Annotated in this window: 22 protein-coding genes; 12 read left to right on the forward strand and 10 right to left on the reverse strand. The window is 72.7% G+C overall.

Translation table 11 applies throughout. The features are described from left to right. Positions 1-88: 88 nt before the first annotated feature. The 3 genes from LUM46_RS07845 to LUM46_RS07855 all read right to left on the reverse strand — a co-directional run bounded on the left by LUM46_RS07845 (position 89) and on the right by LUM46_RS07855 (position 6,015). Complete coding sequence (locus tag LUM46_RS07845) at positions 89-1,306, reverse strand: acetate/propionate family kinase (RefSeq protein ID WP_274993215.1); 1,218 nt, start codon at positions 1,304-1,306, stop codon at positions 89-91. 64 nt (positions 1,307-1,370) lie between these two features. After that, complete coding sequence (pta, locus tag LUM46_RS07850; protein WP_274993216.1) at positions 1,371-3,476, reverse strand: phosphate acetyltransferase; 2,106 nt, start codon at positions 3,474-3,476, stop codon at positions 1,371-1,373. 34 nt (positions 3,477-3,510) lie between these two features. Beyond that, a complete protein-coding gene (locus LUM46_RS07855) occupies positions 3,511-6,015 on the reverse strand; it encodes a phosphoketolase family protein (protein ID WP_274993217.1) in 2,505 nt (834 codons plus the stop codon). Positions 6,016-6,189: 174 nt separating this feature from the next. Between LUM46_RS07855 and LUM46_RS07860 the strand changes: the two genes are divergently transcribed. After that, positions 6,190-7,092 (forward strand): SURF1 family protein, encoded by a 903-nt coding sequence (locus LUM46_RS07860; RefSeq protein ID WP_274993218.1) that lies wholly within the window; start codon positions 6,190-6,192, stop codon positions 7,090-7,092. A 60-nt stretch (positions 7,093-7,152) separates the two neighbouring features. Here LUM46_RS07860 and LUM46_RS07865 read toward each other — a convergent pair whose 3' ends face one another. Next, positions 7,153-8,322 carry a MalY/PatB family protein gene (locus LUM46_RS07865; protein WP_274993219.1) on the reverse strand — a complete coding sequence of 390 codons (1,170 nt, stop codon included), beginning with the start codon at positions 8,320-8,322 and terminating at the stop codon, positions 7,153-7,155. A 150-nt stretch (positions 8,323-8,472) separates the two neighbouring features. Here LUM46_RS07865 and LUM46_RS07870 point away from each other — a divergent pair, with 150 nt between their 5' ends. Continuing rightward, positions 8,473-9,285, forward strand: a complete 813-nt coding sequence (locus LUM46_RS07870) for a hypothetical protein (protein ID WP_274993220.1) — start codon at positions 8,473-8,475, stop codon at positions 9,283-9,285. A gap of 53 nt (positions 9,286-9,338) precedes the next feature. Here the strand turns inward: LUM46_RS07870 and LUM46_RS07875 are convergent, their stop codons facing one another. Continuing rightward, a complete protein-coding gene (locus LUM46_RS07875; protein ID WP_310243000.1) occupies positions 9,339-9,752 on the reverse strand; it encodes a DUF3817 domain-containing protein in 414 nt (137 codons plus the stop codon). 57 nt (positions 9,753-9,809) lie between these two features. On the opposite strand from LUM46_RS07875, the gene LUM46_RS07880 reads away from it, so the two are divergent. The 4 genes from LUM46_RS07880 to LUM46_RS07895 all read left to right on the forward strand — a co-directional run bounded on the left by LUM46_RS07880 (position 9,810) and on the right by LUM46_RS07895 (position 14,812). Beyond that, complete coding sequence (locus tag LUM46_RS07880) at positions 9,810-11,651, forward strand: ABC transporter ATP-binding protein (RefSeq protein ID WP_274993222.1); 1,842 nt, start codon at positions 9,810-9,812, stop codon at positions 11,649-11,651. Further along, the gene (locus LUM46_RS07885) at positions 11,648-13,393 is read left to right on the forward strand and encodes an ABC transporter ATP-binding protein (RefSeq protein ID WP_274993223.1); all 1,746 of its coding nucleotides are present in this window, start codon (positions 11,648-11,650) and stop codon (positions 13,391-13,393) included. Before LUM46_RS07880 ends, LUM46_RS07885 begins: the two co-directional genes overlap by 4 nt. A gap of 115 nt (positions 13,394-13,508) precedes the next feature. Next, a complete protein-coding gene (locus tag LUM46_RS07890; protein ID WP_274993224.1) occupies positions 13,509-14,156 on the forward strand; it encodes a hypothetical protein in 648 nt (215 codons plus the stop codon). Beyond that, positions 14,153-14,812, forward strand: a complete 660-nt coding sequence (locus LUM46_RS07895) for an OmpA family protein (RefSeq protein WP_274993225.1) — start codon at positions 14,153-14,155, stop codon at positions 14,810-14,812. The genes LUM46_RS07890 and LUM46_RS07895 overlap by 4 nt, the downstream gene beginning before the upstream one ends. On the opposite strand, the gene LUM46_RS07900 is transcribed toward LUM46_RS07895, so the two are convergent. Further along, complete coding sequence (locus tag LUM46_RS07900; protein WP_274993226.1) at positions 14,791-15,582, reverse strand: IclR family transcriptional regulator; 792 nt, start codon at positions 15,580-15,582, stop codon at positions 14,791-14,793. The two genes, LUM46_RS07895 and LUM46_RS07900, sit on opposite strands and share 22 nt — an antisense overlap. A gap of 69 nt (positions 15,583-15,651) precedes the next feature. On the opposite strand from LUM46_RS07900, the gene LUM46_RS07905 reads away from it, so the two are divergent. The 4 genes from LUM46_RS07905 (at position 15,652) to guaA (ending at position 20,134) form a co-directional block, all read left to right on the forward strand. After that, positions 15,652-16,659, forward strand: a complete 1,008-nt coding sequence (locus LUM46_RS07905; RefSeq protein ID WP_274993227.1) for a 2-dehydro-3-deoxygalactonokinase — start codon at positions 15,652-15,654, stop codon at positions 16,657-16,659. Further along, on the forward strand, positions 16,656-17,264 hold the full coding sequence (locus LUM46_RS07910; protein WP_274993228.1) for a 2-dehydro-3-deoxy-6-phosphogalactonate aldolase: 609 nt from the start codon (positions 16,656-16,658) through the stop codon (positions 17,262-17,264). The genes LUM46_RS07905 and LUM46_RS07910 overlap by 4 nt, the downstream gene beginning before the upstream one ends. Positions 17,265-17,313: 49 nt before the next feature. Next, positions 17,314-18,447, forward strand: a complete 1,134-nt coding sequence (gene dgoD, locus LUM46_RS07915; RefSeq protein WP_445376102.1) for a galactonate dehydratase — start codon at positions 17,314-17,316, stop codon at positions 18,445-18,447. A 76-nt stretch (positions 18,448-18,523) separates the two neighbouring features. Further along, positions 18,524-20,134, forward strand: coding sequence for a glutamine-hydrolyzing GMP synthase (gene guaA / locus LUM46_RS07920; protein WP_274993230.1), 1,611 nt, complete (start codon positions 18,524-18,526; stop codon positions 20,132-20,134). 54 nt (positions 20,135-20,188) lie between these two features. On the opposite strand, the gene LUM46_RS07925 is transcribed toward guaA, so the two are convergent. From LUM46_RS07925 to LUM46_RS07940, 4 genes are all read right to left on the reverse strand, one after another. Beyond that, the gene (locus LUM46_RS07925) at positions 20,189-20,815 is read right to left on the reverse strand and encodes a prepilin peptidase (protein WP_274993231.1); all 627 of its coding nucleotides are present in this window, start codon (positions 20,813-20,815) and stop codon (positions 20,189-20,191) included. A gap of 133 nt (positions 20,816-20,948) precedes the next feature. Next, positions 20,949-22,151 (reverse strand): glycosyltransferase family 4 protein, encoded by a 1,203-nt coding sequence (locus LUM46_RS07930; RefSeq protein ID WP_274993232.1) that lies wholly within the window; start codon positions 22,149-22,151, stop codon positions 20,949-20,951. Between the two features lie 139 nt (positions 22,152-22,290). After that, positions 22,291-22,932 (reverse strand): hypothetical protein, encoded by a 642-nt coding sequence (locus tag LUM46_RS07935; protein WP_274993233.1) that lies wholly within the window; start codon positions 22,930-22,932, stop codon positions 22,291-22,293. An 11-nt stretch (positions 22,933-22,943) separates the two neighbouring features. Then, on the reverse strand, positions 22,944-24,533 hold the full coding sequence (locus tag LUM46_RS07940) for a PspC domain-containing protein (protein WP_274993234.1): 1,590 nt from the start codon (positions 24,531-24,533) through the stop codon (positions 22,944-22,946). Positions 24,534-24,668: 135 nt separating this feature from the next. On the opposite strand from LUM46_RS07940, the gene LUM46_RS07945 reads away from it, so the two are divergent. Together LUM46_RS07945 and LUM46_RS07950 are read left to right on the forward strand one after the other, a co-directional pair. Next, positions 24,669-26,078, forward strand: a complete 1,410-nt coding sequence (locus LUM46_RS07945) for a sensor histidine kinase (RefSeq protein ID WP_274993235.1) — start codon at positions 24,669-24,671, stop codon at positions 26,076-26,078. Continuing rightward, positions 26,075-26,770, forward strand: a complete 696-nt coding sequence (locus LUM46_RS07950; protein ID WP_274993236.1) for a LuxR C-terminal-related transcriptional regulator — start codon at positions 26,075-26,077, stop codon at positions 26,768-26,770. Before LUM46_RS07945 ends, LUM46_RS07950 begins: the two co-directional genes overlap by 4 nt. The last annotated feature ends 24 nt before the right edge of the window (positions 26,771-26,794 follow it).

The raw sequence follows: 26,794 nt of genomic DNA on the forward strand, positions 1-26,794 counted from the left end.
GTTGACGTCACCATGGATGAAGGCGATCCTCCTCGGCGAGGCCGAGGACGTCAAGCCTTCGCCGTCGTCTCCTGCCGACCCGGAGGGCTCAGCCTTCGACGAGCGCCATCGCCTGGCGCGCGATCGCCAGCTCCTCGTCGGTCGGGACGACCATGACGAGAGGCGCCTCGGCGCCGTGCCCGGCCGAGATCACGCGCGCCTCGTCCGACCGGGCCTCGTTGGCCGCCGGGTCGATCGTCAGACCGAGGAACTTCAGCCCGCGCACCACCCCTGAACGCACGCGGTGGTCGTTCTCACCGACGCCCGCCGTGAACGTGAGCACGTCGATGCCGCCCAGCACCGCGGCGTACGCGCCCACGTACTTGCGCAGCCGGTGCAGGTAGACGTCCAGCGCCAGCCGCGCGTCGGCGTCGCCGGCCGCCACGAGCTTCTGCAGCTCACGCATGTCGCCCACCCCGGACAGGCCGAGGATCCCGGAACGCTTGTTGAGCAGCGTGTCGACCTCCTCGGCCGCCATCCCCTCGCGGATCAGGTGGAACACGATGCCGGCGTCGATGTCGCCGGAGCGGGTACCCATGACCAGGCCCTCGAGCGGTGTCAGGCCCATCGAGGTGTCGACCGGCTCGCCGCCCAGCACCGCCGACGCCGACGCACCGTTGCCCAGGTGCAGCACCACCTGGCGCAACGTCTCGGGGCTGCGACCCTCGGCCGCCAGCTTCTCGGCGACAACGGGGTGCGCGGCCACCGCCGACGACACGAACTGGTGCGACGTGCCGTGGAACCCGTAGCGGCGCACGCCGTGCTCGGCGGCGACCTCGCGGTCCAGCGCGTACGTCGAGGCCGCCTTCGGGAGCGTCGTGAAGAAGGCCGTGTCGAACACGGCGACGTGCGGCACGTCCAGCAGCTCGCGCGCGACCTCGATGCCGGTCACGTTGGCCGGGTTGTGCAGCGGCGCCAGCGGGACGAGGTCGCGCACGCCGGCCACGACGTCGTCGTCGACCAGGGTGGGGGCGCTGAACACCTCGCCGCCGTGCACCACCCGGTGCCCGACGGCGGCGATGCCCGCCTCGGCGAGCGACGGGCCCACCTCGTCGAACAGGCCGATCACGATCCGGAGCGCCTCGCCGTGGTCCGGCACAGGCAGGTCGCGCACCGTCTTCTCGCCCTTGGCCTCGTGCTTGACCGTCCCGGAGGTCTCACCGATGCGCTCGACGACGCCCGCGGCGAGCGCCTCGCCCGAGGCGGGGTCGACGAGCTGGTACTTCAGCGAGGAAGACCCAGAATTCAGAACGAGAACTGTCGACATGCCACGGGCCTTTCAGGTTGTGAGCGTGATCGTTGCGGGTTTGCGACCGTTCTGGGCGCAACGGTCACGCTCGCACGGAGGTGGTCTGGGCCTGGATCGCCGTGATGGCCACCGTGTTCACGATGTCCTGGACCAGGGCGCCGCGGGACAGGTCGTTCACCGGCTTGTTCAGGCCCTGCAGCACCGGCCCGACGGCGACCGCACCCGCCGACCGCTGCACCGCCTTGTACGTGTTGTTGCCCGTGTTCAGGTCCGGGAACACGAACACGGTGGCGCGGCCGGCGACGTCGGACTCGGGCAGCTTGGACGCGGCGACCGAGGCGTCGACGGCGGCGTCGTACTGGATCGGGCCCTCGACGTCGAGCTCGGGGGTGCGCTCGCGGACGAGCTCCGTCGCCGTGCGGACCTTGTCCACGTCGGCCCCCGTGCCGGACGTGCCGGTGGAGTAGGAGAGCATCGCGATGCGCGGCTCGACGCCGAACTGCCGGGCCGTGGCGGCCGAGGAGACGGCGATGTCGGAGAGCTCGTCCGACGTCGGATCGACGATGACGGCGCAGTCGCCGTAGACGAGCACCCGGTCCTCGAGGCACATGAAGAACACCGAGGACACGGAAGACGTCCCCGGCTTGGTCTTGATGATCTCGAACGACGGCCGGATGGTGTGCGCCGTCGAGTGTGCGGCGCCGGAGACCATGCCGTCGGCCAGGCCCAGGTGCACCATCATCGTGCCGAAGTAGGAGACGTCGGTGACGATCTCCCGTGCCCGTTCGACGGTCATGCCCTTGTGGGCACGCAGCCGGGTGTACTCCGCCGCGAACTGCTCCACGTGCTCCGGGTCGTGGGGCGACAGCACGCGGGCGGCCTCGATGTCGAGGCCCAGCTCGGCGGCGCGGGCACGGACCGGCTCCTCGTCCCCCAGGATGGTCAGGTCCGCGATGTGGCGGGCGAGCACCGTCGACGCGGCACGCAGGATCCGGTCGTCGGAGCCCTCGGGCAGCACGATGTGGCGACGGTCGGCGCGCGCCCGCTCGATCAGCTGGTACCCGAACATGAGCGGCGTGACCACCTGCGGCCGGGGCAGGTCGAGCCGGGCGGCGAGCGCCGCCGAGTCGACGTTGCGCTCGAACAGGGCGCGGGCCGTCTCGACCTTGCGCACCGAGCTCTTGTCCACCCGGCCGCGCGTGGTGGCCGCCTGACGGGCGGCGCGGTACGTGCCGAGCTCGGTGGTGATGATCGGCAGCTTGGGGCGCATCGCCTCCAGCAGCTCGGCGGGCCGGCCCTGCGGGTAGAACCCACCGTTGAGGATGATCCCGGCGAGCGACGGGAACGACGGCGTCATGTGCGTGGCGAGCAGCCCGATCAGGAGGTCGATGCGGTCACCCGGGGTGATGACGACAGCGCCGTCGGTCAGCCGTTCGAGCAGGTGCTCGAAGCTCATGGCGCCGACCTGCAGCTCGAGCGCCTCACGGCCGAGCAGCTCGGGGTCACCCAGGACGAGGGTGCCGTCCACGGCCTCCAGGAGCTGGCCCACGGTCGGGGCCTGCAGGAACGGCTCTTCGGGGATGGTCCACACGGGCAGGTCGGGCTGCGCCTCGGCCAGCACGGTACGGACGTCCAGGGCGCTGTGCGTGTCGGCGCGGTTGACGACCAGCCCGATCGCCTGCGCGTGGTGTGCCGCCAGCTCGGCGAGGCTGACGTCGGCCAGGGCACGGATGCCCTCGGGGGTGCGCTCGCGGCCCGAGACCACGAGCAGCACCGGCGCGCCGAGGTTCGCCGCGATGCGCGCGTTGAACGAGAGCTCGGTGGGCCCGGCGACGTCGGTGTAGTCGGTGCCGAGCACCACCACCGAGTCGCAGCGTGCGGCGAGGTCGTGGAACCGGGACACGATGCGGCTCAGCGCGGCGTCGGGATCGGCGTGCAGGTCCGCGTAGGTGACGCCGACGGCGTCGTCGTACCCGACGTCGACGCCGTCGTGCTCCAGGAGGAGCTCCAGGACGTGGTCGCGCCGGCCGCTCGTGTCCTCGGCCTCGGTGGCGCGCGACACGGGCCGGAAGACCCCGACCCGCTGGCCCTGGCGGACCAGCAGGTCGAGGACGCCGAGGGCGACCGTCGACTTCCCGCTCTCGCCCTCGGGGGAAGCAATGACGATGCTGCGGGTTGCGCCGGTCACAGGTCGCTCCGTGTTCACTCTGCGGGATTTGCTGCTACTCGTTGTCTCCACCAGTGCCGAGCGTAGCGTCAACCTGGCCGCCGTCCGCCAGGTCCTGGGCGTCCGGCCAGACCCAGTCGCGCACCTCGGGGATGTCGTCGCCGTGCTCGCGGGTCCAGGCACGCGCGCGGTGCCGGGCATCCTGCATGCGCTGGCGCAGTCCCGCCTGCGCGCTGCCGAGCGACGGGACCCGGTCGATGACATCGATCACAAGGTGGTACCGGTCGAGGTCGTTGAGCATGACCATGTCGAACGGCGTGGTCGTGGTGCCCTCCTCCTTGTACCCGCGCACGTGGATGTGCGGGTGGCCCGCACGACGGTAGGTGAGGCGGTGGATGAGCCACGGGTAGCCGTGGTAGGCGAAGATGATCGGTCGGTCGTTGGTGAACAGGCCGTCGAACTGCGAGTCCGTGAGGCCGTGCGGGTGCTCGGTGGCGTCCTGCAGCCGCATGAGGTCGACGACGTTCACCACACGCACCTTCAGGTCGGGCAGCTCCCGGCGCAGGAGGTCCGCCGCGGCGAGCACCTCCAGGGTCGGCACGTCACCGGCGCAGCCCAGGACGACGTCCGGCTTCTCGCCGGGCTTCTCGGTGCCTGCCCACTCCCAGATGCCGAGCCCGCGCGTGCAGTGCTCGATGGCGGACTCCATGTCCAGGAAGTTGGGCGCCGGCTGCTTGCCCGCCACCACGACGTTCACGTACTGGCGGCTGCGCAGGCAGTGGTCGTAGGTGCTGAGCAGGGTGTTGGCGTCCGGCGGCAGGTAGACCCGCACGATCTCCGCCTTCTTGTTCACGACGTGGTCGATGAACCCCGGGTCCTGGTGGCTGAACCCGTTGTGGTCCTGCCGCCACACGTGGCTGGAGAGCAGGTAGTTCAGGGACGCGATCGGTCGCCGCCACGGGATGTGGTTGGTGACCTTGAGCCACTTGGCGTGCTGGTTGAACATCGAGTCGACGATGTGGATGAACGCCTCGTAGCTCGTCAGCAGCCCATGCCGGCCCGTGAGCAGGTAGCCCTCGAGCCAGCCCTGCACCTGGTGCTCGCTGAGCATCTCCATGACCCGGCCCGCGCGGGCCATGTGGTCGTCCACCTCCGGCCCGATGTACTCGGCGTTCCACTGCTTGTCCGTCGCTTCGTACACGGCCTGCAGGCGGTTCGACGCCGTCTCGTCCGGGCCGAAGATGCGGAAGCTGTTCGGGTTCAGCCGGATCACGTCGGTGAGCCACTGGCCCAGCACGCGCGGCGCCTCCGACGTGGACCCGCCGGGCGTCGGGACGTCCACCGCGTACTCGCGGAAGTCCGGCAGGCGCAGGTCCTTGAGCAGCAGCCCGCCGTTCGCGTGCGGGGTGGCGCTCATCCGCAGGGGGCCCTCCGGCGCGAGCTCGGCGATCTCGGGCAGCACCCGGCCGTCGTCGTCGAACAGCTCCTCCGGGCGGTACGACTTCAGCCAGGCCTCGAGGACCCGCAGGTGCTCGTCGGTGTCGCGGGCGCTCGCGAGCGGCACCTGGTGCGCGCGCCACGACCCCGTCGTCTTCTTGCCGTCGATCTCGGCCGGGCCGCTCCACCCCTTGGGGGTGCGGAACACGATCATCGGCCAGGTGGGTCGGCTCAGGTCGCCCTTCGCCGCGCGTGCCTTGATCGCGGCGATCTCGTCGAGCACCTCGTCGAGCAGGGCGGCGAACCGGCGGTGCGTCTCGAGCGGTGACTCGCTCTCGTCGTACCCGCCCTCGAAGAAGTACGGCTTGTGCCCGTAGCCGACCATGAGGTCGTGCAGCTCCTGCTCGGGGATGCGCGCCAGGACGGTCGGGTTGGCGATCTTGTAGCCGTTGAGGTGCAGGATCGGCAGCACGACGCCGTCCTGGGCCGGGTTGAGGAACTTGTTCGAGTGCCAGGAGGTCGCGAGCGGACCGGTCTCGGCCTCGCCGTCGCCCACCACCGCCGCGACGAGCAGGTCGGGGTTGTCGAACGCCGCGCCGTACGCATGGCTCAGGGAGTAGCCGAGCTCACCGCCCTCGTGGATCGACCCGGGCGTCTCCGGCGCGACGTGGCTGGGGATGCCGCCCGGGAAGGAGAACTGCCGGAAGAGGCGCTTGACGCCCTCTGTGTCCTGGGTGATGTCGCTGTAGACCTCGGAGTAGGTGCCGTCCAGGTACGCCGAGGCGACCAGGCCGGGACCGCCGTGGCCGGGGCCGGTGACGTAGACCGTCTCCTGCTCTCGTTCCTTGATCGCCCGGTTCAGGTGCGCGTAGAGGAAGTTCAGGCCCGGCGTGGTGCCCCAGTGGCCCAGCAGGCGCGGCTTCACGTGCTCGGGCACGAGCGGCTCGCGCAGGAGCGGGTTGTCCAGGAGGTAGATCTGGCCGACCGAGAGGTAGTTCGCGGCCCGCCACCAGGCGTGGATGCGCTCCAGGTCGGTGGGCTCCAGCTCGGCGACGCCGGTGGCGCGCCAGGCGGGGGCCGGGGAGTCGGTGGCCGGGGTGTCGGTGGCTACGGTCGTGGTCATCGCTCACGCTCCTACGGGGAGTGACGTGCGGGATCTGTGCCGGCTTGGCTGCCTGATTCATTCGAACGCAGAACGGCCGGGCACGCGAGACGTGTGCTCTGTGACGAGCCAGACCCGGGGTCATCCGGGTGACGGGTGCCTCTGACCCGTCCGCTGGCGGTTACCGTTGAGACTATGCCTGTCAGTGCCCCCAGCACACCCGCGTCGAGGGCGATCGACGCCGATCCGCCCCCCGAGCGACGCACCTTCCTCCAGGTCGCCCGGCAGCCCCGCATGATCGGCCTGCTGCTCGTGTTCGTGCTCGCAGCGTTCGTGTGCGGCCGGCTGGGCGCGTGGCAGCTGGACCGCGCGTACGAGCGTGCGGAGCTGGCCGCGCAGCAGGAGGCGGTCGAGGCCGCTGCCGCAGGCCCGTCGTGGCTGGGGGACGTGCTGGCGCCGCAGGAGACCTTCCCCGGCGAGCTCGTGGGGCGCGAGGTCCAGGTGTCCGGCGAGTTCGAGCCCGGCGGTTCCGTCCTGGTGCCCGGCCGCGCCCTGGAAGGGCAGACCGGCTACCTCGTCCTGACCCCCTTCCGGGTGTCCGACGACGGGACGGGCGGCGAGTCCTGGGCGGACCTGTCCGGTGCGCCGGTGCTCGCCGTCGTCCAGGGCTGGGTGGCCGCACCCGCCGCCGCCGAGGCGCTGACCCATCCGCAGGGCGAGGTCACGCTGACGGGCTGGCTGCAGGTGGGCGAGTCGACGTCGGGCAGCGCGGCCGTGGTGGACGGGCAGACCGAGCAGATCGCCCTCAGCGCGCTGGTCAACGAGTGGGGCGGCCCGATCTACACGGGCTACCTCGTGGCCAACGAAGGGCCGGGCTCGCCGGAGAGCGGGGGAGTCGCGGCCCTGCCACGACCCACCATCGACGGCGGTTCGGGCGCCAACCTGCAGAACGTGTTCTACGCGCTCCAGTGGTGGGTGTTCGGCGGGTTCGCCGTGCTCCTGTGGATCCGCCTGGTGCGCGACGAGATGGCCGGCGGGCGACGGGGCGGCGAGCCCACCGACGCCGACACGGGGATCGCCGGACTGCCGTCGGTGTGAGGCCCGCACGTCGGTCGAGCGTGTCGAGATCCCGTCCCGGCACGCTCGACCGACGCCTGGTCAGCGGTCCAGGCTCGCCAGCATCTGGCCGACGGCCTGCTCCAGGATCGGACGCGGCATCGCGGCGTTGAGCCGGACGAAGCCGTGGCCCGCCTCGCCGCACCGGCCGCCGTCGACGAGGACGACACCCGCGCGCTCGCTGAAGTAGCCGGCCAGGCTGTCCCTGCCGACCGGCAGGTCCAGGCCTCGACAGTCCAGCCAGGCCAGGTACGTGCCCTCGGGGGCGCGGTAGCCGATCCCCGTCCCGTCGAGCAGCTCGCCCAGCCGGGTGACGTTGCCGTGCAGGTAGCCGATCGTGTCGTCCAGCCAGTCCCGGCCCTCGGTGTAGGCGACCCGGTTCGCCAGGACGCCCAGCGTCGACGCGCCCTCCTCGACCCGGTGGCCCACCGCGCGCCAGAGCGTCGCGTCCGCGTCGTTGGACAGGACCAGCTGCGCACACTTGAGACCGGGCAGGTTCCACGCCTTCGAGGCGGAGGTCGCCGTGACGGTGTGCCCCGCCGTCGTCTCGTTCAGGGACGCGTACGGGACGTGCCGGTGCCCCGGCTGGAGGAGCGGGGCGTGGATCTCGTCGGAGAAGACCCGCCCGCCGTGGCGGTCCACCACCTCGGCCACGGCCAGCATCTCGGCGGGCTCCAGCACGCGGCCGATCGGGTTGTGCGGGTTGCACAGCACCAGCAGGTGGCCCCCCGCGCGGAACGCGGCGTCGAGCGCGTCGAGGTCGTAGCCGTACCGGCCGTCGGCGTCGCGCAGCATCGGGACCTGGATCACCTCGCGGCGCAGCGCACCCGGCAGCGTGAGGAAGGGCATGTACGCGGGGGTGGGCAGGATGACCGGTGACCCGGGGCGGGAGAAGTGCGTGATGGTGTGCTCGAGCGCGGTCAGCACGTCGGGCACCGAGCGCACCTGCTCCGGGTCCACCGTCCAGGAGTACCGGTCCGCGGCGAACGACGTGTACGCGTCGACCATGCCGGACACCAGGGACGCCGGGAGGTAGCCGAGCATGCTGCGGTCCACCGCGTCGTGCAGCGCGGCGGCGATCGGGGGCGCGACGGGGAAGTCCATCTCCGCGACCCAGGCGCCGATCTTGCCGGGGAAGGCCGTCCACTTGTGGCTGCCGTTCTCGCGGAGCCGGTCGGCGGTGAGGGAGTCGAAGGCGTGGGCGTTCACCATCGCATTGAATCAGGTACGCCACGGCTCCCGTTCGCGGGTCCAGGGATGCGCAAGGATGGGCGGACGATCGCCGTCGGTGCTGGTCCCTGCCTCGTGCGGGGGCGTTCTGGCCGGTGGCCCCGCGGCAGGACCTGAACCGAGAGGACGACGATGACTGATGCCGGACCCTGGACCGGATCCGCCTGGTGGGAGCATCTGGTGCGGGCGGTGCCGCTCGCCGGAGAGGTCGCGCGGAGCGAGGTGCAGGCCGGGCTCGACGCCGGCCTCGACGCGGCGCTGATGACCGACGGGTTCGTGATGGAGCTGGTCTCGGCACAGCTCGTGGAGCGGGTACGGGCCCAGGACGCCGCTGCTCGCGACGCGATGATCGCGCTGGGCGCGGAGCTGGAGGCCGGGCCGCCCGTCGTCAGCGAGGACGTCGTCAGCGCCTACCTCATCCATGTCCCGTCTCCCGACCAGCAGGGCGGGGAGATCGCCGACGGGCTGGGTCCGCGGGTGCGGGCCGCGCTCGACCAGGACCGCGACCACCGGAACGAGCCGGCGGTCACCGCGTTCCTCGAGCGCCTGCTCCGGGCGGTACCCGCCCTCCGGCCGCTCGCCGACGCCGAACGCTACGGCTACCACGACGAGGTGCTGGCGCACCCGTTCCTCGGCGACGTCGCCGAGCGCGAGCTCGCGCTGCTCACGGGCGGGGCGTCCCTCGAGATCGACGACGACTGGACCGAGGAGGACCGGGCGGAGGCGCTCCGGCTGTTCACGTCCGACGACCCGGATCCCGCGGCGGAGGTCCGGGCGGTGCTCGACCTCCTCGAGGCGGAGCTCGGGGCGGATCCCGACGTCGACCGGCTCATCACCACGGCGTTCGTCGAGATGCTGCCCTACGAGGACGAGCCGGGCACCGAGATCGTCGGGCTGCTCGGCCCCGGTCTGCGGGCGGAGCTGGCCGCGCGGCGGGACGCATGACGTGACGCGGCCGGGCTCGGGCCCGGCCGCGGCGTCAGGCCCGTTCGGCGGCGTCAGGCCAGGTAGCGCTTCTCCAGCGCGACGAGCTTCGCGTCGGCCTCGCCGTGGATCTTCTTCTCCAGCACGAACGACATCACCGGAACGACACCGGCGAGGACCATCGTGACGAGACGGCCGAAGCCCCAGCGCATCTTCGACCACAGGTCGGCGACCGTGACGAGGTACGCCACGTAGATCCAGCCGTGGGCGAACGGCACCCACGCGATGTACTGCATCACGCCGTCGACGTCGGTCAGCGCGCCCAGGCCGTACTTGATGCCCATCTCGACGCACAGGATCAGCAGCATGACGCCGGTCAGGACCGCCATGAAGCGGTAGCGCGCCATGGCGCCGCGCGCCTTGCGGATCGCGACGGCGGCGGCCTCGGCGGAGATCTCGGGAGCGGTCTGAGGGGTACTCACAACCATCGAGGATATGCCTTTCCCGAGGGTGGTCCCAGCCGCCGGTGGATAAAGCGTGGATCGATGTCAGTGGTCCTCCGTACGGTGTTGGTCGTGCGCTCCCTCCCCTTCGCCGATCCCGGCACCCCGCCGCTGCGCGGACCACTCACCCTGCTCCTGTGGCTTGCCCGGAAGCAGGTGCGGGTGCTGCTCGTGGCGATGGTGTTCGGCGTGGTGGGGTTCACCTGCAGCGCCTTCCAGCCGTTCTTCCTGGGCCGGATCATCGACAGCGCCACCGCGTCCGGGCTGGACCGGACCACGTGGACCTGGGCCGGCGTGATGCTCGCTGTCGGCCTGGTGTGGATCGCGTCCAACGCGATAGGGCACCGGTGGGACATCGCGGCGTGGATGCACGCGGCGTTCCGCACGTCCCAGCTGGTGACACGCACCGTGTCGCGGTCCGGGCACAACATCACCAAGGAGCTGCCCACGGGCGAGGTGGTGTCGTCGGTCGCCAACGACACGATGCGCATCGGCGAGGTCTTCGCCATCGCGGGGCAGACGATCGGCAGCATCACCACCTACGGCATCGTCGTGGTGCTGATGCTCGACCAGTCGCTCACCCTGGGACTGGTCATCGCGCTCGGCCTGCCGGTGGTGGCCGCCATCCTCGCCCTGCTGGTCAAGCCGCTGCAGAAGCGGCAGAAGGACCAGCGCGACGCCCAGGGGCGGCTCACCACGCTCGGCGCGGACACGGTCTCCGGCCTGCGCATCCTGCGCGGCATCGGCGGCGAGAAGGTCTTCACGGGCCGGTACCGGACGCAGTCGCAGAAGGTGCGCCAGGCCGGCGTCGACGTAGCGGGCACCCAGTCGGTGCTCGACGCCCTGCAGATCCTGCTGCCGGGACTCTTCATCGCGCTCGTCGTGTACCTCGGCGCGGTCGAGGCCATCGCCGGGCGCATCACCACGGGCCAGCTCGTCGCGTTCTACGGGTACGCGTCGTTCCTGTCGTGGCCGGTGCACCTCCTCGTGCAGTCGGTCAACGTCGTGACCAAGGCGCACGTCGCGGCCGGCAAGGTGGTCAAGGTGCTGCAGGTCGTGCCGGCGACCGGCGCGGACGAGTCGACGGCACCGATGCCGCCCGCCGGTGTCCCGCTGGTCGACGAGACGACGGGCGTCACGCTCCGTGCGGGTCGGGTCGTGGCCCTCGTGAGCGCGGACCCGGACGAGTCGGCGGACGTGGCGATCCGGATGGGCCGCTTCGACGACCAGGGCGAGGCCGGTACCCCGGTCACGCTCGGCGGTGTCCGGCTGGCCGACCTCGACAAGGACGAGCTGCGGGAGCGCATCGTCGTTGCCGACGCGACGCCGTCGCTGTTCTCGGGCCGGCTCGCGGGCGAGCTCGACGTCCGGGACTCCGCGGACCGTGAGGCGCTGCTGCGGGCCATGCACCTCGCCGACGCGCACGACGTGCTGGACTCGCTGCCCGACGGCATCGAGGGCGAGATCCCGGAGAAGGGGCGCTCGCTGTCCGGCGGCCAGCGGCAGCGGGTGGCCCTGGCCCGAGCGCTGCTGACCGATCCCGAGATCCTGGTGCTGATCGAGCCCACCTCAGCGGTCGACGCCCACACCGAGGCGCGCATCGCGCAGCGGCTCACCGAGTGGCGTCGCGGCAGGACCACCCTGATCGTCACGGCGAGCCCCCTGGTGCTCGACCATGTCGACGACGTCATCTTCCTGGAGGACGGGAGGGTCGTCACGCACGGGACGCACCGAGAGCTGCTGGACCTGCCCACCACGGCGGAGGGTGGGCAGGAAGCGGCCCGCTACCGCCGGGTCGTGGGCCGGTCGCTGGACGACGACCTCGACGCAGAGCTCGACGCGCTGCTGGACACTGCCGACGCACAGGAAGGAGGCACGGCATGAGCACGGGAAAGATCCTGCCGATCGCCGATGCCGCCGAGACCTGGCGGTACACCCGCACGCTGCTCGCACGGCACAAGGCACCCTTGATCGTCATCACCGTGGCGAACACGGTGGCTGCCATGGCCGGGCTGGTCGGCCCGCTGGTGCTGGGCAAGCTCGTCGACGCGGTCATCGGCGGAACCACGGTCGAGGTGGCGCGCAACCTGGTGCTCGTCGCGGTCGCCGCCGTGGTGCTGCAGGCGCTGATCACCCGGTTCGCACAGCGGCGCGCCATGGTGTTCGGCGAGACGGTGTTCGCCGACATGCGTGAGGAGTTCGTCGAGACGGTCACCGCGCTGCCGCTGTCCACGGTCGAGACCGCGGGCACCGGCGACCTCATCGCCCGCACCACGCGTGACGTCAGCCGGATCCAGAACGCCGTGCGCTTCGGGGTGCCGCGCCTGGTGATCGCCGTGGTCACGCTCGTGCTGACGGTCGTGATGAGCATGGTCGTGTCGCCGCTGGTGGCGCTGGGCATGTTCGTCGGTGTCCCGGTGCTCGTCGCGGTGGCGCGCTGGTACCTCAAGCGAGCGACGCCTGCCTATCAGCGGGAGTCCGCGGCGTACGCCCGGCTCGACGGCACCGTCACCGAGTCCGTCGAGGGCGCACGCACCATCGACGCGCTGCGGATCGGCCGCCGACGGACCACGCGTGGCGACGACGACCTGCACGAGGCGTTCGAGGCGGAGATCGGCACGCTCAACCTGCGGACCGTGCTGTTCCCGGGCGTGGACTTCGCGTTCATGCTCGCGCCCATCACGGTGCTCGTCTGGGGCGGTTTCCTCGCCTCGGAGGGCACCGTGACCATCGGCATGGTCGCCACGATCGTCATGTACGCCTACCAGCTGCAGGGGCCGATCTGGGAGCTCATCTTCTGGCTCGACGAGATCCAGGTGGCCGCGACGTCCCTGTCGCGGATCATCGGTGTCCGTCTGGTGCCGGCCGACCGCACGCCCGGTGACGCGCAGCCCACCGACGAGCACGTCCAGGGCAGCGGTGTGCGCTACGCCTACCGCGAGGGCACCGACGTGCTGCACGGCATCGACCTCGACCTCCGGGTGGGGGAGCGGCTGGCGATCGTCGGGCCGTCGGGCTCGGGCAAGTCGACCCTCGGCCGCATGCTGGCCGGCATCCACCCGCCCACCGGTGGGCAGGTGCTGGTCGGCGGCGTGCCGCTGGTGGACCTGCCGCTGGAGGACCTGCGCAAGCACGTGGCACTCGTGACCCAGGAGCACCACGTGTTCGTCGGGTCGCTGGCGGAGAACCTGCGGCTCGCGAAGATCGACGCGGACGACGACGAGCTGATGGGCGCGCTGCGGGCGGTCGACGCGCACGGCTGGGTCGAGTCGCTCGACGACGGCCTCGCGACGGAGATCGGATCGGGCGGCTACAAGCTCACTCCGGCGCAGGCACAGCAGATCGCGCTCGCGCGACTGGTGCTGCTCGACCCGCACACGCTGGTGCTCGACGAGGCCACCTCGTTGCTGGACCCGCGCGCCGCCCGGCACCTGGAGCGCTCGCTCAACGCGGTGCTCGAGGGTCGCACGGTGGTCGCCATCGCGCACCGCCTGCACACGGCGCACGACGCCGACCGCGTGGCGGTGCTCGACGGGGGCCGCATCACCGAGATCGGTCCGCACGACGAGCTGGTCGCGGCAGGCGGCGAGTACGCGAAGCTCTGGCACAGCTGGCAGCACGAGTAGCGCGGTGATGTCCAGGGGAGAGGTCCCCACGCGTTTTCCGTGCGCCGGGACACGGGATGTGGAACCTTCTCCCGGTCGGCCGCCACAGGGCCGGAAGCTCACGAGAGGGAGACGCATGAGGCGCACGTCGGGTCGGGTTGTCGCACTGCTGGTGACGGGGGTGCTCGCACTGGGCGGGTGCACCGCCGGATCGGGGGACGACGCGGTGGACGACGGCTCAGCGGTCGGCGAGGCGGCTGCCGCCGGCGAGCCGGCGGCCCCTGTCGAGGCGACCGGTTCCGCGCGGACCGTGACCGGATCCATGGCCGAGACGACGGCGGACGTGCCCGGCGACGCGGGGATGCCCGGCACGCTGACCCTCATCCTGCGTGCGGTCGAGGTGTCCGAGCAGACCATGACGGTGCGCTGGGCGATGCGCTGGGACGGTGACGACGCCGAGCCGGACGCGGCCCTGTCCTACTACGACATGGGCCTCGGTACGGCGGTGAGCGTGATCGACCCGACCAACCTCAAGGCCTACCGCCCGTTCTGCACCGACGGCACCTGGAAGGGCGAGGCCGTCGAGGCCGTCCGGTGCAAGGCCTCGATGCTCGCCTCTGCGCGTGACGAGGTGGGCAGCAGGTTCCCGAACCACGGCACGGTGGAGGGGTGGGCGTCGCTGCCCGCCCCGGAGGGTCGGCCGGCGACCGTCGACGTGATGCCGATCGAGGGTCTGCCCGGGTTCACCCAGGCCGAGGTGACCTACCTGGACGGCGACTCGTGACCCTGGTGGCCGGTGCGCTGGCGGCGGCGCTCGCCCTCGGTGCGGCGGGGACGGACGGGACGGCCGCGCCGACGCCGTCCGCCGACCCGGCGCTCATGGCGGAGATCACCGAGCGGCAGCAGGCGGACCTCGAGGAGCTCTCGGCGGTGACGGTCACGGACGCGATGCGGGCCGCCGCGACCCTCGACCTGGCGGCGGAGGACGCTCGTTGGGACCTTTCGGCGGAGGACGCCACCTGGGACCTGCACCCGGACGACTCCACCACCCCGCTCGAGACCGTGGTCGAGGAGGACGAGACGACGACGGTGCGGCTGACGTCCGACCTCCTGTTCCAGTTCGGCAAGCACCAGATCACGCGAACCGCCGGCGCGGCGGTCGCTGACCTGCTCGACGAGGTCCCCCAGGGCGCGAAGGTCGCCGTCGACGGTCACACCGACTCGATCGGTGACGACGGGTTCAACCGCGGGCTGTCCGAACGCCGTGCCGACGCCGTCGCCGACGTTCTTCGCAGCGCCCGCCCCGACCTGCGCCTGACGGTGAAGGGCCATGGCGAGACGCAACCCATCGCGGAGAACATGGTGGACGGCAAGGACAACCCGGTGGGGCGGGCCAAGAACCGACGGGTCGAGATCAGCTACGACGCGCCCGCGGACTGACCCAGACCCGCGGAGATGCGGGCGGCGGTGTCCCGCACCACGGGCACGAGGCCCTCGAGCCGCTCGGGCGGCATGTACGGGCGGGTCGCCGTGACGCTCACGGCCGCCACGATCGAACCCGACGCATCCCGCACCGGGGCGGCGACACAGAGGATCCCCGGCTCGTTCTCCTCCAGGTCGAAGGTGACGTCTCGTCCGGCCGAGGTCTCCATGACCCGGACGAACGTGTCGGCGGTGAGCACGTCCCGCGCCAGGCCGCCGTCGGCCGTCGCCCCGGCCGGACGTTCGGCGACGAACTGCGCCCGCCAGCGGTCCGGGCTGTCCAGGAGCAGGGCCTTGCCGATGCCGGTGCGGGTCAGCGGCATGCGGTGCCCGACCTGGGAGCGCATCACCGCCCCGCGTGTCCCGGGGATCTTGTCGAGGTAGAGCACCTGTCCGCGGTCCTCGATCGCGAGGTGGACGGTGTCGTGCACGCGCTCGGCGAGTGCACGCAGGACCGGTGCGGCCACCCCCGTCACCGGGTTCTCCTGCAGGGCCTGGTAGCCGAGCTCGATCAGGGCGGGGCCGAGCGCGTACGCGCCGTCGTCGAGCTGGCGGAGGTAGCGCGTCGCGAGGAGCAGCTGGAGCAGGCGGTGGGTGGTGCTGCGGCCCACCCCTGTCTCCTCCGCGATCTCCCGCAGCCGGGTCCGCCCGCGTGCGACGGCGTTGACGACGGCGATGCCCCGGGCGAGCGTCTGCGTGCCCGGAGGAGGGGCGGACGGTACGGCCATCGGGCGAGGCTATCCCGATAATAGGGACGCGGTACGGATATTCGGGACGCCGGTTCTACCGTCCGGAACATGGCTCACGACGCACCGCCGCGCGACGCCGCGCTGGTCGCCCTCGACTGGGGCACCACCACGTTCCGCGCCTGGCTCATGGACGGCACCGGCTCGGTGCTCGACGATGTCCGGACGGACGACGGAGCCCTGGCGGTCTCGGGCCGGGCGGACTCCGCCCAGGAGCGGTCGACCGCCTTCGAGGAGACCTTCACGCGCCTGTGCGGCCCCTGGCTCACCCAGCACCCCGGTGTGCCGGTGCTGTGCGCCGGGATGGCGGGCTCGAACCACGGCTGGGCCGAGGCCGGGTACCTCGACGTGCCGGCGGAGCTCAGCGACCTCGCCGGGCGGCTGACCGTCGTGCCGGCCGGGGACTCGGTGGTCCACATCGTGCCCGGGCTACGGGCCACGGGCGCGGACCCGGACGTCCTGCGCGGCGAGGAGGTCCAGCTCGCCGGGGCGCTCGCCGTGCCGGCCGACCAGCCGGAGACGGTGGTGCTGCCGGGCACGCACTCCAAGTGGGTGCGCCTGGACGCCACCCGCGTCACCGGCTTCACCACTGCCATGACCGGCGAGCTCTACGCCCTGCTGATGCGGGACAGCATCCTCGCGCGGCTCGCGACGGGAGAGCCCGGCACCGAGGTCACCGAAGCCTTCACCCGCGGCCTCGACACCGAGGCCGCACAGGGGGACGAACGCGCGCTGACCGCCCTGCTCTTCACGGCGCGGCCGCTCGTGCTCGCCGGCCGGCTCGATCCCACCGAGGTGGCCGACTACGTCTCCGGCCTGCTGATCGGCGCCGAGGTCCGGCACTCGCTGCGCGGCGCCTCCTCCGGCGTCGTCGCGCTGTGCGGGCCCCCGGCGACCGAGCATCGCTATCGCTTCGCGCTGGAGCGCGGCGGTGCGTCCGTCCGCACGGTCGGGGAGGACGCCGCCGCCCACGGGCTGTGGCGCGTCGCACTGGACGCCGGTCTGGTGCCGGCGAGCCCGAACCCGTCCGCCCCGAGCACCGAGGAGCAGCCCGCATGACCAACCGGCCCACCGGCCTCGTGGCCATCCTCCGCGGCGTGACGCCCGACGAGGCGGTCGCCGTGGCGGAGGCGGTCCTCGACGCCGGGTTCGACGCCGTCGAGGTGCCCTACAACTCCCCGGACCCGCTGGAGTCCATCCGCCGGATCCGGGCGGCCGGCCCACCGGACCGCCGCGTCGGGGCGGGCACCGTCCTCACCCCGGACGACGTGCGCCGCGCCGCCGACGCGGGGGCGTCCCTCATCGTCTCCCCCCACACACGGGCGGACGTCGTCGCGGAGACCGTGCGGCTCGGCCTGGCGAGCTACCCGGGGGCGGCCACACCGACCGAGGCGTTCGCGGCGCTCGACGCCGGTGCGCGCGCCGTGAAGCTGTTCCCGAGCACCACCATCGGCATCGACGGCATGCGGGCCTGGGCGAGCGTGCTCCCGCCCGGGACGGAGCTCGTGCCAGTTGGCGGCGTCGACGCCACCAACCTCGCCGCCTGGGCGGCCGCGGGTGCGTCCGGCGCCGGTGTCGGGACCTCCCTCTACCGGCCGGGCGACGCGCCGGAGACGGTCGGCGTGCGAGCCGCGGAGCTCGTCCGGATCTGGCACGACAGCTGAACCCGCACCACCCGAACCGACCGAGAGGCACGCCGTGAAGATCACGTCGATGACGACATTCGCCCTGCCGCCGCGCTGGCTCTTCCTCAGGATCGAGACCGACGAAGGGATCGTCGGCTGGGGCGAGCCGGTCCTCGAGGGCCGGGCCGCCAGCGTCGCCGCCGCCGTCGAGGAGCTGTCGGACTACCTGATCGGCAAGGACCCCCGCCGGATCGAGGAGCACTGGACGGTCCTGTACCGCGCCGGGTTCTACCGCGGTGGCGGCATCCACATGAGCGCGCTCGCCGGCATCGACCAGGCGCTCTGGGACATCACGGGCAAGGCGCTCGGCGTGCCCGTGCACGAGCTGCTCGGCGGCCGGGTGCGCGACCGCATCAAGGTCTACTCGTGGATCGGCGGCGACCGGCCCGCCGAGACCGCCGCCCAGGCGAAGGACGCCGTCGAGCGGGGCTTCTCCGCGGTCAAGATGAACGGCCCGGAGGAGCTGCAGTACCTCGACTCGCGCGACAAGGTGGAGAAGGTCGTCGCCAACGTCGCGGCGGTGCGTGAGGCGGTCGGACCGGACATCGGCATCGGCGTCGACTTCCACGGGCGCGTGCACCGCCCCATGGCGCGCGTGCTGCTCGACGCGCTGCAGCCGTTCCACCTCATGTTCGTCGAGGAGCCCGTGCTGTCCGAGCACGTCGACGGCATCGCCGACGTGCTGCGGAACTCAGCCACGCCGATCGCGCTGGGGGAGCGGCTGTACTCCCGGTGGGACTTCAAGGACGTCATCACCTCGGGTGTGGTCGACATCATCCAGCCCGACCTCTCCCACGCCGGCGGGATCACCGAGGTCCGCAAGATCGCGGCGATGGCCGAGGCCTACGACATCGCCGTCGCCCCGCACTGCCCGCTCGGCCCCGTGGCCCTGGCCGCGTGCCTCCAGCTCGACGCCGTCGCCTACAACGCGGTGATCCAGGAGCAGAGCCTCGGCATCCACTACAACACCTCGAACGACCTGCTCGACTACATCGCGGACCCGACGGTCTTCGCCTACGACGCCGGCTCCGTGGCCATCCCGCAGGGGCCAGGTCTCGGGATCGAGGTCAACGAGGACTACGTCCGCGAACGTGCGGCCGAGGGGCACCGCTGGCGCAACCCGGTCTGGCGGCACACCGACGGCTCGTTCGCCGAGTGGTGACGGGGCGGCGCCGGGGGTGCGGGACATAACACAGGCGCGGGGCGCCCGGCCGCCGTCCGGCACATAGACTTGGTGCGTGACGTCACCCGCCACCGCTGGTTCAGCCCAGCCAGAGAGCCAGTTCCAGACCCCCCGCCCGGTCATCGTCGTCGACTTCGGCGCGCAGTACGCCCAGCTCATCGCGCGCCGGGTGCGCGAGGCGAAGGTGTACTCGGAGATCGTGCCGCACACGTGGTCCGTCGAGCAGATGCTCGCCAAGGACCCGGCGGCCATCATCCTGTCGGGCGGACCCTCCTCCGTGTACGCGGCGGGCGCCCCGTTCGTGGACCCCAAGCTGTTCGAGGCCGGCGTGCCGGTCATGGGCATCTGCTACGGGTTCCAGGCCATGGCGCAGGCGCTGGGTGGCGAGGTGGCCCAGACCGGCCTGAGCGAGTACGGCGGCACCGAGGTCGAGGTCTGTGCCTCCGGCGTGCTGCTCGCCGGCACGCCCGAGCACCAGACCGCCTGGATGAGCCACGGCGACGCCGTGCACAAGGCGCCCGTCGGGTTCGAGATCCTCGCGACGTCGAGCGGCTCGCCCGTCGCAGCCTTCGAGGACACCCGCCGCCGTCTGTACGGCGTGCAGTGGCACCCCGAGGTGAAGCACTCGGCGCACGGCCAGGCCGTGCTCGAGCACTTCCTCTACGAGGGCGCCGGGCTCGCCCCCGACTGGACCCCCGACAACGTCATCGCCGACCAGGTCGCCGCGATCAAGGCGCAGATCGGCGACGCCCGGGTCATCTGCGCGCTGTCCGGCGGCGTCGACTCCGCTGTGGCCGCGGCGCTCGTGCAGCGGGCCGTCGGCGACCAGCTCACCTGCGTGCACGTCGACCACGGCCTCATGCGGGCCGGCGAGGTCGAGCAGATCGAGAACGACTTCGTCGCCTCGACCGGCGTGCGTCTCATCGTCCGCGACGAGAAGGAGCGCTTCCTGACGGCGCTCGCGGGCGTCAGCGACCCGGAGACCAAGCGCAAGATCATCGGCCGCGAGTTCATCCGCGTCTTCGAGGACGCGCAGCGGGACATCGTCGCCGAGGCCGGCGAGCACGGCGAGGACGTGAAGTTCCTGGTGCAGGGCACCCTGTACCCGGACGTCGTGGAGTCCGGCGGCGGCGAGGGCGCCGCCAACATCAAGAGCCACCACAACGTGGGCGGCCTGCCCGACGACCTGGACTTCGACCTCGTCGAGCCCCTGCGGACCCTGTTCAAGGACGAGGTCCGTGCGGTGGGCCGCGAGCTCGGCGTGCCCGAGGAGATCGTCTCGCGCCAGCCGTTCCCCGGCCCGGGCCTGGGCATCCGGATCGTCGGCGAGATCACCGCCGAGCGCCTGGAGATCCTGCGCCGTGCCGACGCGATCGCGCGTGAGGAGCTGACCAGGGCGGGGCTGGACAACGAGATCTGGCAGTGCCCCGTGGTGCTGCTCGCCGACGTGCGCAGCGTCGGCGTCCAGGGCGACGGCCGCACGTACGGCCACCCGATCGTGCTGCGCCCGGTGTCGTCCGAGGACGCGATGACCGCGGACTGGACCCGCCTGCCCTACGACGTGCTGTCGACGATCTCGACGCGCATCACCAACGAGGTGCGTGAGGTCAACCGCGTGGTGCTCGACGTGACGAGCAAGCCGCCGGGCACCATCGAGTGGGAGTGACCTCCTGCGGCCCTGTCCCTCTCCGGGGACGGGGCCGCGGTGCTGTGCGGAGGGTCATCCGCCGCTGAGCCGTGCCCAGGTCAGCCCGACGACGGTGCCCAGCAGCATGTACGGCCCGAAGGCGATGCCGGTCTTCCAGCCCGCCTGCCGCCCGAGCAGCAGGACTGCCGCGGCGACACCGGCCAGGAGATGTGCGGCGAAGACGCCGACCAGGAGCATGGTCCACGAGTGCCAGGTCAGCACCGCGCCGAGGGCGAGCGCGAGCTTGACGTCCCCGTACCCGAGGCCGCCGCGCGGCGTGACGTGGTAGAGCAGCTGGTAGACGGCGAAGAACGCCAGGCCGCCCAGCGCCGCCCGCCCGAGCGCAGCCCAGTCGCCGGTGCCGAGCGCTGCCAGGGCGAGCAGTACCGCTGTCGCCCAGGTGAGGGGGTACACCAGCGCGTTCGGCAGCCGGTGGGTGCGCGCGTCGATGACGCCGAGCGCCGCGCCCAGGGCGGCGAGCACGAGGTACGCGGGCGTGAGCCAGCCCGGTCCGCTCGCCCAGACCGCCCACGCGGCAGCCAGGGCGGCGGTCACCGCGATCGTCGGCGCGTACGGCGCCACCTCGCCCCGGGCCCGCCGGTACAGCCGGACGGCGAAGGGCGCGGCCGGGCTCGTCGCGGCGGGTTCGGTGGGGCTCACCGGCCGAGGCTATCGGCGCCCGTCCGGCACCGCACGACACCGCGCGAAGGGATGGACCGAACGTAGGGATGATCGTCGGATGAGCGCTGATCATGCGACCAGACCTACGTTCGGCGGAAGGGCGCGACCAGGCCTACGTTCGGCCGGGGGCTGTTGCCAGGGCCGCCGCCTCCCGGTAGGCCCGCTCCGTGGTGGCCAGCACCTCCGGCCAGTCCACGCCGGACGGCGGCGTCGCGGCGCGCTCCAGCAGCCCGTCGAGCAGGTCCGGTTCGGTCACGAGTCGCACGAGTGCCGAGGCGAGCGCGGCGTCGTCGGGGACGAGGAGGCCGGCGGCACCGTCGCCCACCCGCTCGGCCACGCCAGACTCGGCGTGGGCGACCACGGCGAGCCCGGCGGCCTGCGCCTCGAGTGCGGCGATGCCGAAGGCCTCGTCCGGGGAGGGCGCGACGAAGACGTCGGCCCGCGCGTAGAGCCGCTTGAGCTCCGTGCTGGTGAGGCGTCCGGGCAGGGAGACGACGTCGCGCAGCCCGCGCTCGGCGACGAAGCGGCGTGCGGCCGCCCGTTCCGGGCCGTCACCGGCGAGGGTCACGAACAGCGCTCCGGCGGGGAGCCGAGGCACCACGTCGGCGATCGCTGCGAGCAGCGGCAGCATCCGCTTGCGCGGTGCGAACCGGGCAGCAGCCACGAAGTGCACCCCTGAACCCTCGGGCCGTGCGTCGCGCTCGGTACGAGGTACCCGCCAGGTGTCCAGGTCGAGGCCGTTGGGCAGGATCGCGACGTCGGCCCCGCCGGCTCCCGTCCCGTCGGTGCCCGGCCCGGCGCCCCGACGCACGAGCCGCCGCAGCGGCGCCGCCGTCAGCTCGCTCACCGCCGACCACCGCACGGGCAGGCGCGACCAGCGGACCACGGCGTCGGCCCCGGCGAACAGACGCCAGGCACCGCCCCACACGCTGTGCACGGTCAGCACGGCGGGCAGGCCCAGCCGGGTCACGGGTCTGAGCGCGGCCTGCGCGGTCGGGGCGAGCACCCCCATGTGCAGGTGCACGACGTCGGGCCGCTCGCCCCGGGCGATCGCCGCCCGGAGGCGGGCGGTCACGTGGGCGGTGGAGCGGGGGTGGATCGGCCAGCCGCCCGGGACGCGCGCGGCGACGCGGTGCACGGTGACGCCGTCCTCGTCGGTGGTGCTCACCCCGTGCGCGCCGGGGGCGGCCGGGGTGGTGGTGATGACCTCGACGTCGTGGCCGGCCGCCGCCTGCTGGCCGGCGAGACGGCTCACCTGGGCCTCGATCCCGCCGAGCAACGGGAGATAGGTGTCCGACACGTGAGTGATGCGCACGCTGGTCATCCTCGCACCAGGGAGGCCGTGGGTGCGGCGTAGCGGGAGCGCGCACAGGAAGATCCCGTCCGCCACACCCGCCGAGCGGGCCCTCGGTGAGGGCCCGCTCGGCCGGTGGTCGCGTACGGGGCGGGCCGCCCTAGCGCCGGCGGAGGCTGGAGACCACCGAGCCGACGACGAGGATCACGCCCGCCGCGCCCAGCAGGACGATGAGGGCGACGCCCAGGTCGAACATCACGCCCGCGGAGACCGCGAGGATGCCCAGCCCGACCGCGATCACGATCAGCCCCCACACCGCCGTCCCGACACGCGGGCCGCGCCGTGCGGCGGCCTGTGCGGTCTGAGCGGGCTGGACCTGCTGGACGGTCTGTCCCGGGGCCGGCTGGGACTCCGCGGCCCCGGACCCGGTGCCCGACGCCGGAGCGGTCGCCTCGGGCGTGTCCCGTACCTCGGGCGCAGGGTCGCGCAGCGGGGCGAGCGGGTCGGAGTCGTCGTGCGCCGGGGCGTCCTGGACGGCGGCCGCTGCCGCCTCCTGCTCCTGTGCCCGTGCCGCGGCGACGCCGTAGGCCGGGTGCACCTCGCCCTCGGGCGCGGGTCCCTGGGGGAGCTGTTGGGTGGCCTGGGCGATCTCCTGGGTCGGCGGGGTCTCCGCCGCGGGGAGCACCTCGGTGGTGTCCGGGTCCTGCGGGTTCTTGTTGTCCATGGTTTCGCTCGTGTCCTGGCCCTCGGGCCGGCTCGGTGTCTTGCTCGGGTTCTTGTGGTCGCTCGTGTGCTCGGTCATGGCGCGCTCCCTCACTTGGTCTCGCTCACGATGACTTCGCCGGCGCCGGCCTCGATCTCGAGGCTCAGCACCGCGCCGTCCTCTCCTACCTCGTCGCTCGCGAAGTAGGTGTCGGAGCCGACGCCGCTCGTTGCCCGGTCCTGGTCGTCGACCTGCCACTGGACGACGCCCGCGGCGACGTAGGCGTTGGCCTCCACCGCCACGTCCTGCGGCACCACCACGACGGTCTGGCCCGCACCCAGCTGGATCGGGACGACCACGGGCTCACCCGGCTCGACCTCGGACAGGTCGAGCTCGGTGAGGTCGATGACGGGGTCGCCCCACTGGACGTAGAAGCCGTTCTCCGCCTCCCGCAGGGTCTGCACGGTGGCGGTGCCCTCGGTGAGGGTCGCCGCGTCCGGGTAGTGGGAGCCCGACACATAGCTCTCGATCTCGCGACCGCTCGACACGGCGTCGTCCATCCAGTACGGGCCCACGGCCCCGGCGACCATCACGTACGTGAAGCCGAACAGCATGGCGACGATCGAGAAGAACCCGAGGATGCCGCTGGTCCGGCCGCGCATGGCGGAGACGAGGATCGCGATACCGAGCGTCACCGTCCCGACACCCAGCCAGATCGCCGCGATCTGGGCGGTGTCGTCGGGCAGGCCGAGGGCGTTCAGCCGGTGCAGGCCCAGGAGCAGTGCGCCGGTCAGCAGGATGACACCCACCGTGATCCCGACGGTGGTGCCGCCCGGGCCACGGTGGGGGCGGGCCGGGGGCGGGGTGTAGTTCGGCGGAGGCGTCGGGGTCGGGCCGGACCGGTACGGCGCCTGCGTCGGGCGGTACGGGGCAGGGCCGGCGCCGGTCGCGTAGACCAGGCCGTCGGACCGGCGGTAGTCCACCGGCGGCGCGGGCGTGAAGTGGGCGGTGGTGCCGGGCTCACCGGGCCGCGGGGGCGCAGCGGGACCGGTCGGTGCACCAGGGACCGGTGCCCCGGGGACCGCGGCGCGGCGGGCGGCGGAGCTCTCGCGGCTCCGCTGCACACCCTGCACGATCAGGTACAACACCACGCCCAGCACGGCCAGCCAGAAGAGGAAGCCGAGCCACTCCCAGTCGCCGCCGTCCCACCAGCCACCCGGGCCGCCCCAGGCGAAGCCGGTCAGGAACACGGCCACCGAGCCGAGCATGGCCACGTCGAAGTCACCGCGTGCCGCCTCCTGGAGGTGGATGCGGCCGTCGCGCTCGGGGAGCAGCGCCCAGCCGATGCCGTAGAGGATGAGGCCGAGCCCGCCGAGGAAGAAGCTCACGATCAGCAGGCCGCGGACCAGCAGCGGGTCCCAGCCGATCCGCTCGGCGACGCCGCCGGCGACGCCGCCCACCCAGCGCTGGTCGGAGCGGGGGAACAGGGCGCGGCGGATCGACGCGAAGAAGCCGGACTCCGGGTAGGGCTTCTGCCCGGGGGCGGCAGGTGCAGGATCGACCGTCGGGTCGGTCGCTGGATCGGCAGCCGGCTCGAAGGCCGGGCCGGCGTCGTTGTCGTCCGGGCCGACCGGCCTGGCGTCGGCCGAACCGCCCGGCTGGTTCGTGGCGCCCTCAGGACGCGTCTCGTCGGTGCTCATGCCTCCATGCTGGTCGACGGGCGCCCGCTCCGGCATCGGGACCTGCCCTGAACCAACCCTGGTTACCCCTGCGCGGCACCCTGAGATCGGGGCTCATCCGTGTTCAGGGGGGCCCGGACGTGTGACGATCAGGGTGTGAACCAGAGACTTACCCTCCGTCGGCCGGGCAAGGCCGGACCGGGATACAGCGGCCGCTGGGTGGCCGGCGTCGCCGCGGGCCTGGCGGCGCACACGGGCGTGCCCGTGTGGCTGGTCCGGCTCGGGTTCCTGATCCTCGTGTGGTTCGCGGGCGCGGGCCTGGTGGCCTACGTCTTCTGGTGGGCCACCGTGCCCGCCGGGGTCCCCACGGTGCCCGACGACACGGTGCCCGTCGAGCGGCGCCGCCTCGCGCCGCGCCTGACCACCGACGCGAACGCCGACGCCGGGGCCGCCGACCGGGCGGCGTCCCTCGTCGACCGGGTGCGGCTCTCCGGGCCGGTGTCCCGGCTCGCGGTGCGTGACATCTGGATCGGTGTGGTCCTGCTGTCGAGCGCCGCGCTGATGATCGCGCTCCGCGCGGACTGGGACCCGGTCGCATCCTGGGTGCTGCCGGCGCTCATCGGCCTGGGCGGCGTCGCCCTGGCCTGGAGCCAGGTCGACGCGACCGAGCGGGACCGCTGGGTAGGCGGCTCGAGCGGCGGCCTGCGGTCGCGGACGGCGCTGCTGCGCCTCGCGGGCGGCGTCGTGCTGACCATGCTCGGCGTCCTGATGCTCGTCGGGCAGGACACCCCCGCGAGCGTGCTGATGCAGGCCACCATCGCGTCGGTGGCGATGGTCGCCGGCATCGCGCTCGTCTCGCTGCCCTGGTGGTTCCGGCTCGTGCGCCAGCTCGGCGACGAGCGCGCCGCCCACGCCCGCGAGGCCGAGCGCGCCGACATCGCCGCCCACCTGCACGACTCGGTGCTCCAGACCCTCGCCCTGATCCGCGCCCAGGCGTCCGACCCGGAGGCCGTGTCCCGCATGGCCCGCGCCCAGGAGCGCGAGCTGCGCGGATGGCTCTACGACGACCGCCAGGAGCCCGGCACGTCGGTGGCCGCCGAGCTGAAGGAGCTCGTCGCCGAGATCGAGGACGCCGTCGCGCCGCTCACCGTGGAGACCGTCGTGGTGGGCGACTGCCCGCCGACCGAGGCCACCTCGGCGCTGCTGCAGGCGGCTCGGGAGGCGCTGCTCAACGCGTTCAAGCACGGTGCGCCGCCCGTGTCCGTATACCTTGAGGTCACCGACGCCGTGGCCGAGGTGTTCGTCCGCGACCGCGGCGACGGCTTCGACCTCGAGGAGATCGCGCAGGACCGGTTCGGTGTCCGGGAGTCGATCCTCGGCCGGGTCCGCCGTCGCGGCGGTACCGCCGAGGTGGTCAGCCGGCCCGGCTGGGGTACCGAGGTGCGGCTCCGGATGCCGGTGGACAAGCCGGCGAACGGCGACAAGAAGACCGAGAAGAACGGCAGGGCGCGGGCCACGGCGGCCCCCGGCGCTGTGCCCACCCCAGCGGAAGGTGCGACGAGATGACAACCCAGGCGACGGCGGCGGGCGGCGGGCTGGTGCCGCTCCCGGTGCCCGTGGTGCTCGTGGACGACCACCACCTGTTCCGGACGGGCGTGCGTGCCTCGCTGGACGACCGGGTGACCGTCGTGGGCGAGGCGTCCGACGTCGACACCGCGGTGGCCCAGGTGCACGAGCACCGTCCGCCCGTCGTGCTGCTCGACGTGCACCTGCCCGGCGGCAACGGCGGTGGCGGCGCCGAGGTGGTGCAGCGCTGCACCGACCTGCTGGCCGAGGGGGTGCGGTTCCTCGCGCTGTCGGTGTCCGACGCCGCGGAGGACGTCGTCTCCGTCATCCGGGCCGGTGCGCGGGGCTACGTCACGAAGAACATCGCCCCGTCGGAGCTGTCGTCGGCGGTGGTGCAGGTGGCCGGCGGCGACGCCGTCTTCTCGCCGCGGCTGGCCGGGTTCGTGCTGGACGCGTTCGGCGCGTCCGCGAACGACATCGCCGTCGCGGACGACGAGCTCGACCGGCTCTCGAAGCGGGAGCAGGAGGTCATGCGACTCATCGCGCGCGGCTACTCCTACCGCGAGGTCGCGAGCGAGCTGTTCATCTCGATCAAGACCGTGGAGACCCACGTGAGCGCGGTGCTCCGCAAGCTGCAGCTCTCGTCGCGCTACGAGCTGACCCGCTGGGCGGTCGCGCGCCGGCTGCTCTGAGGTCCGACCCGGACGGCCGCAGGG

It is taken from the genome of Promicromonospora iranensis, from assembly GCF_028994805.1.
Taxonomy (GTDB): Bacteria; Actinomycetota; Actinomycetes; order Actinomycetales; family Cellulomonadaceae; genus Promicromonospora; species Promicromonospora iranensis.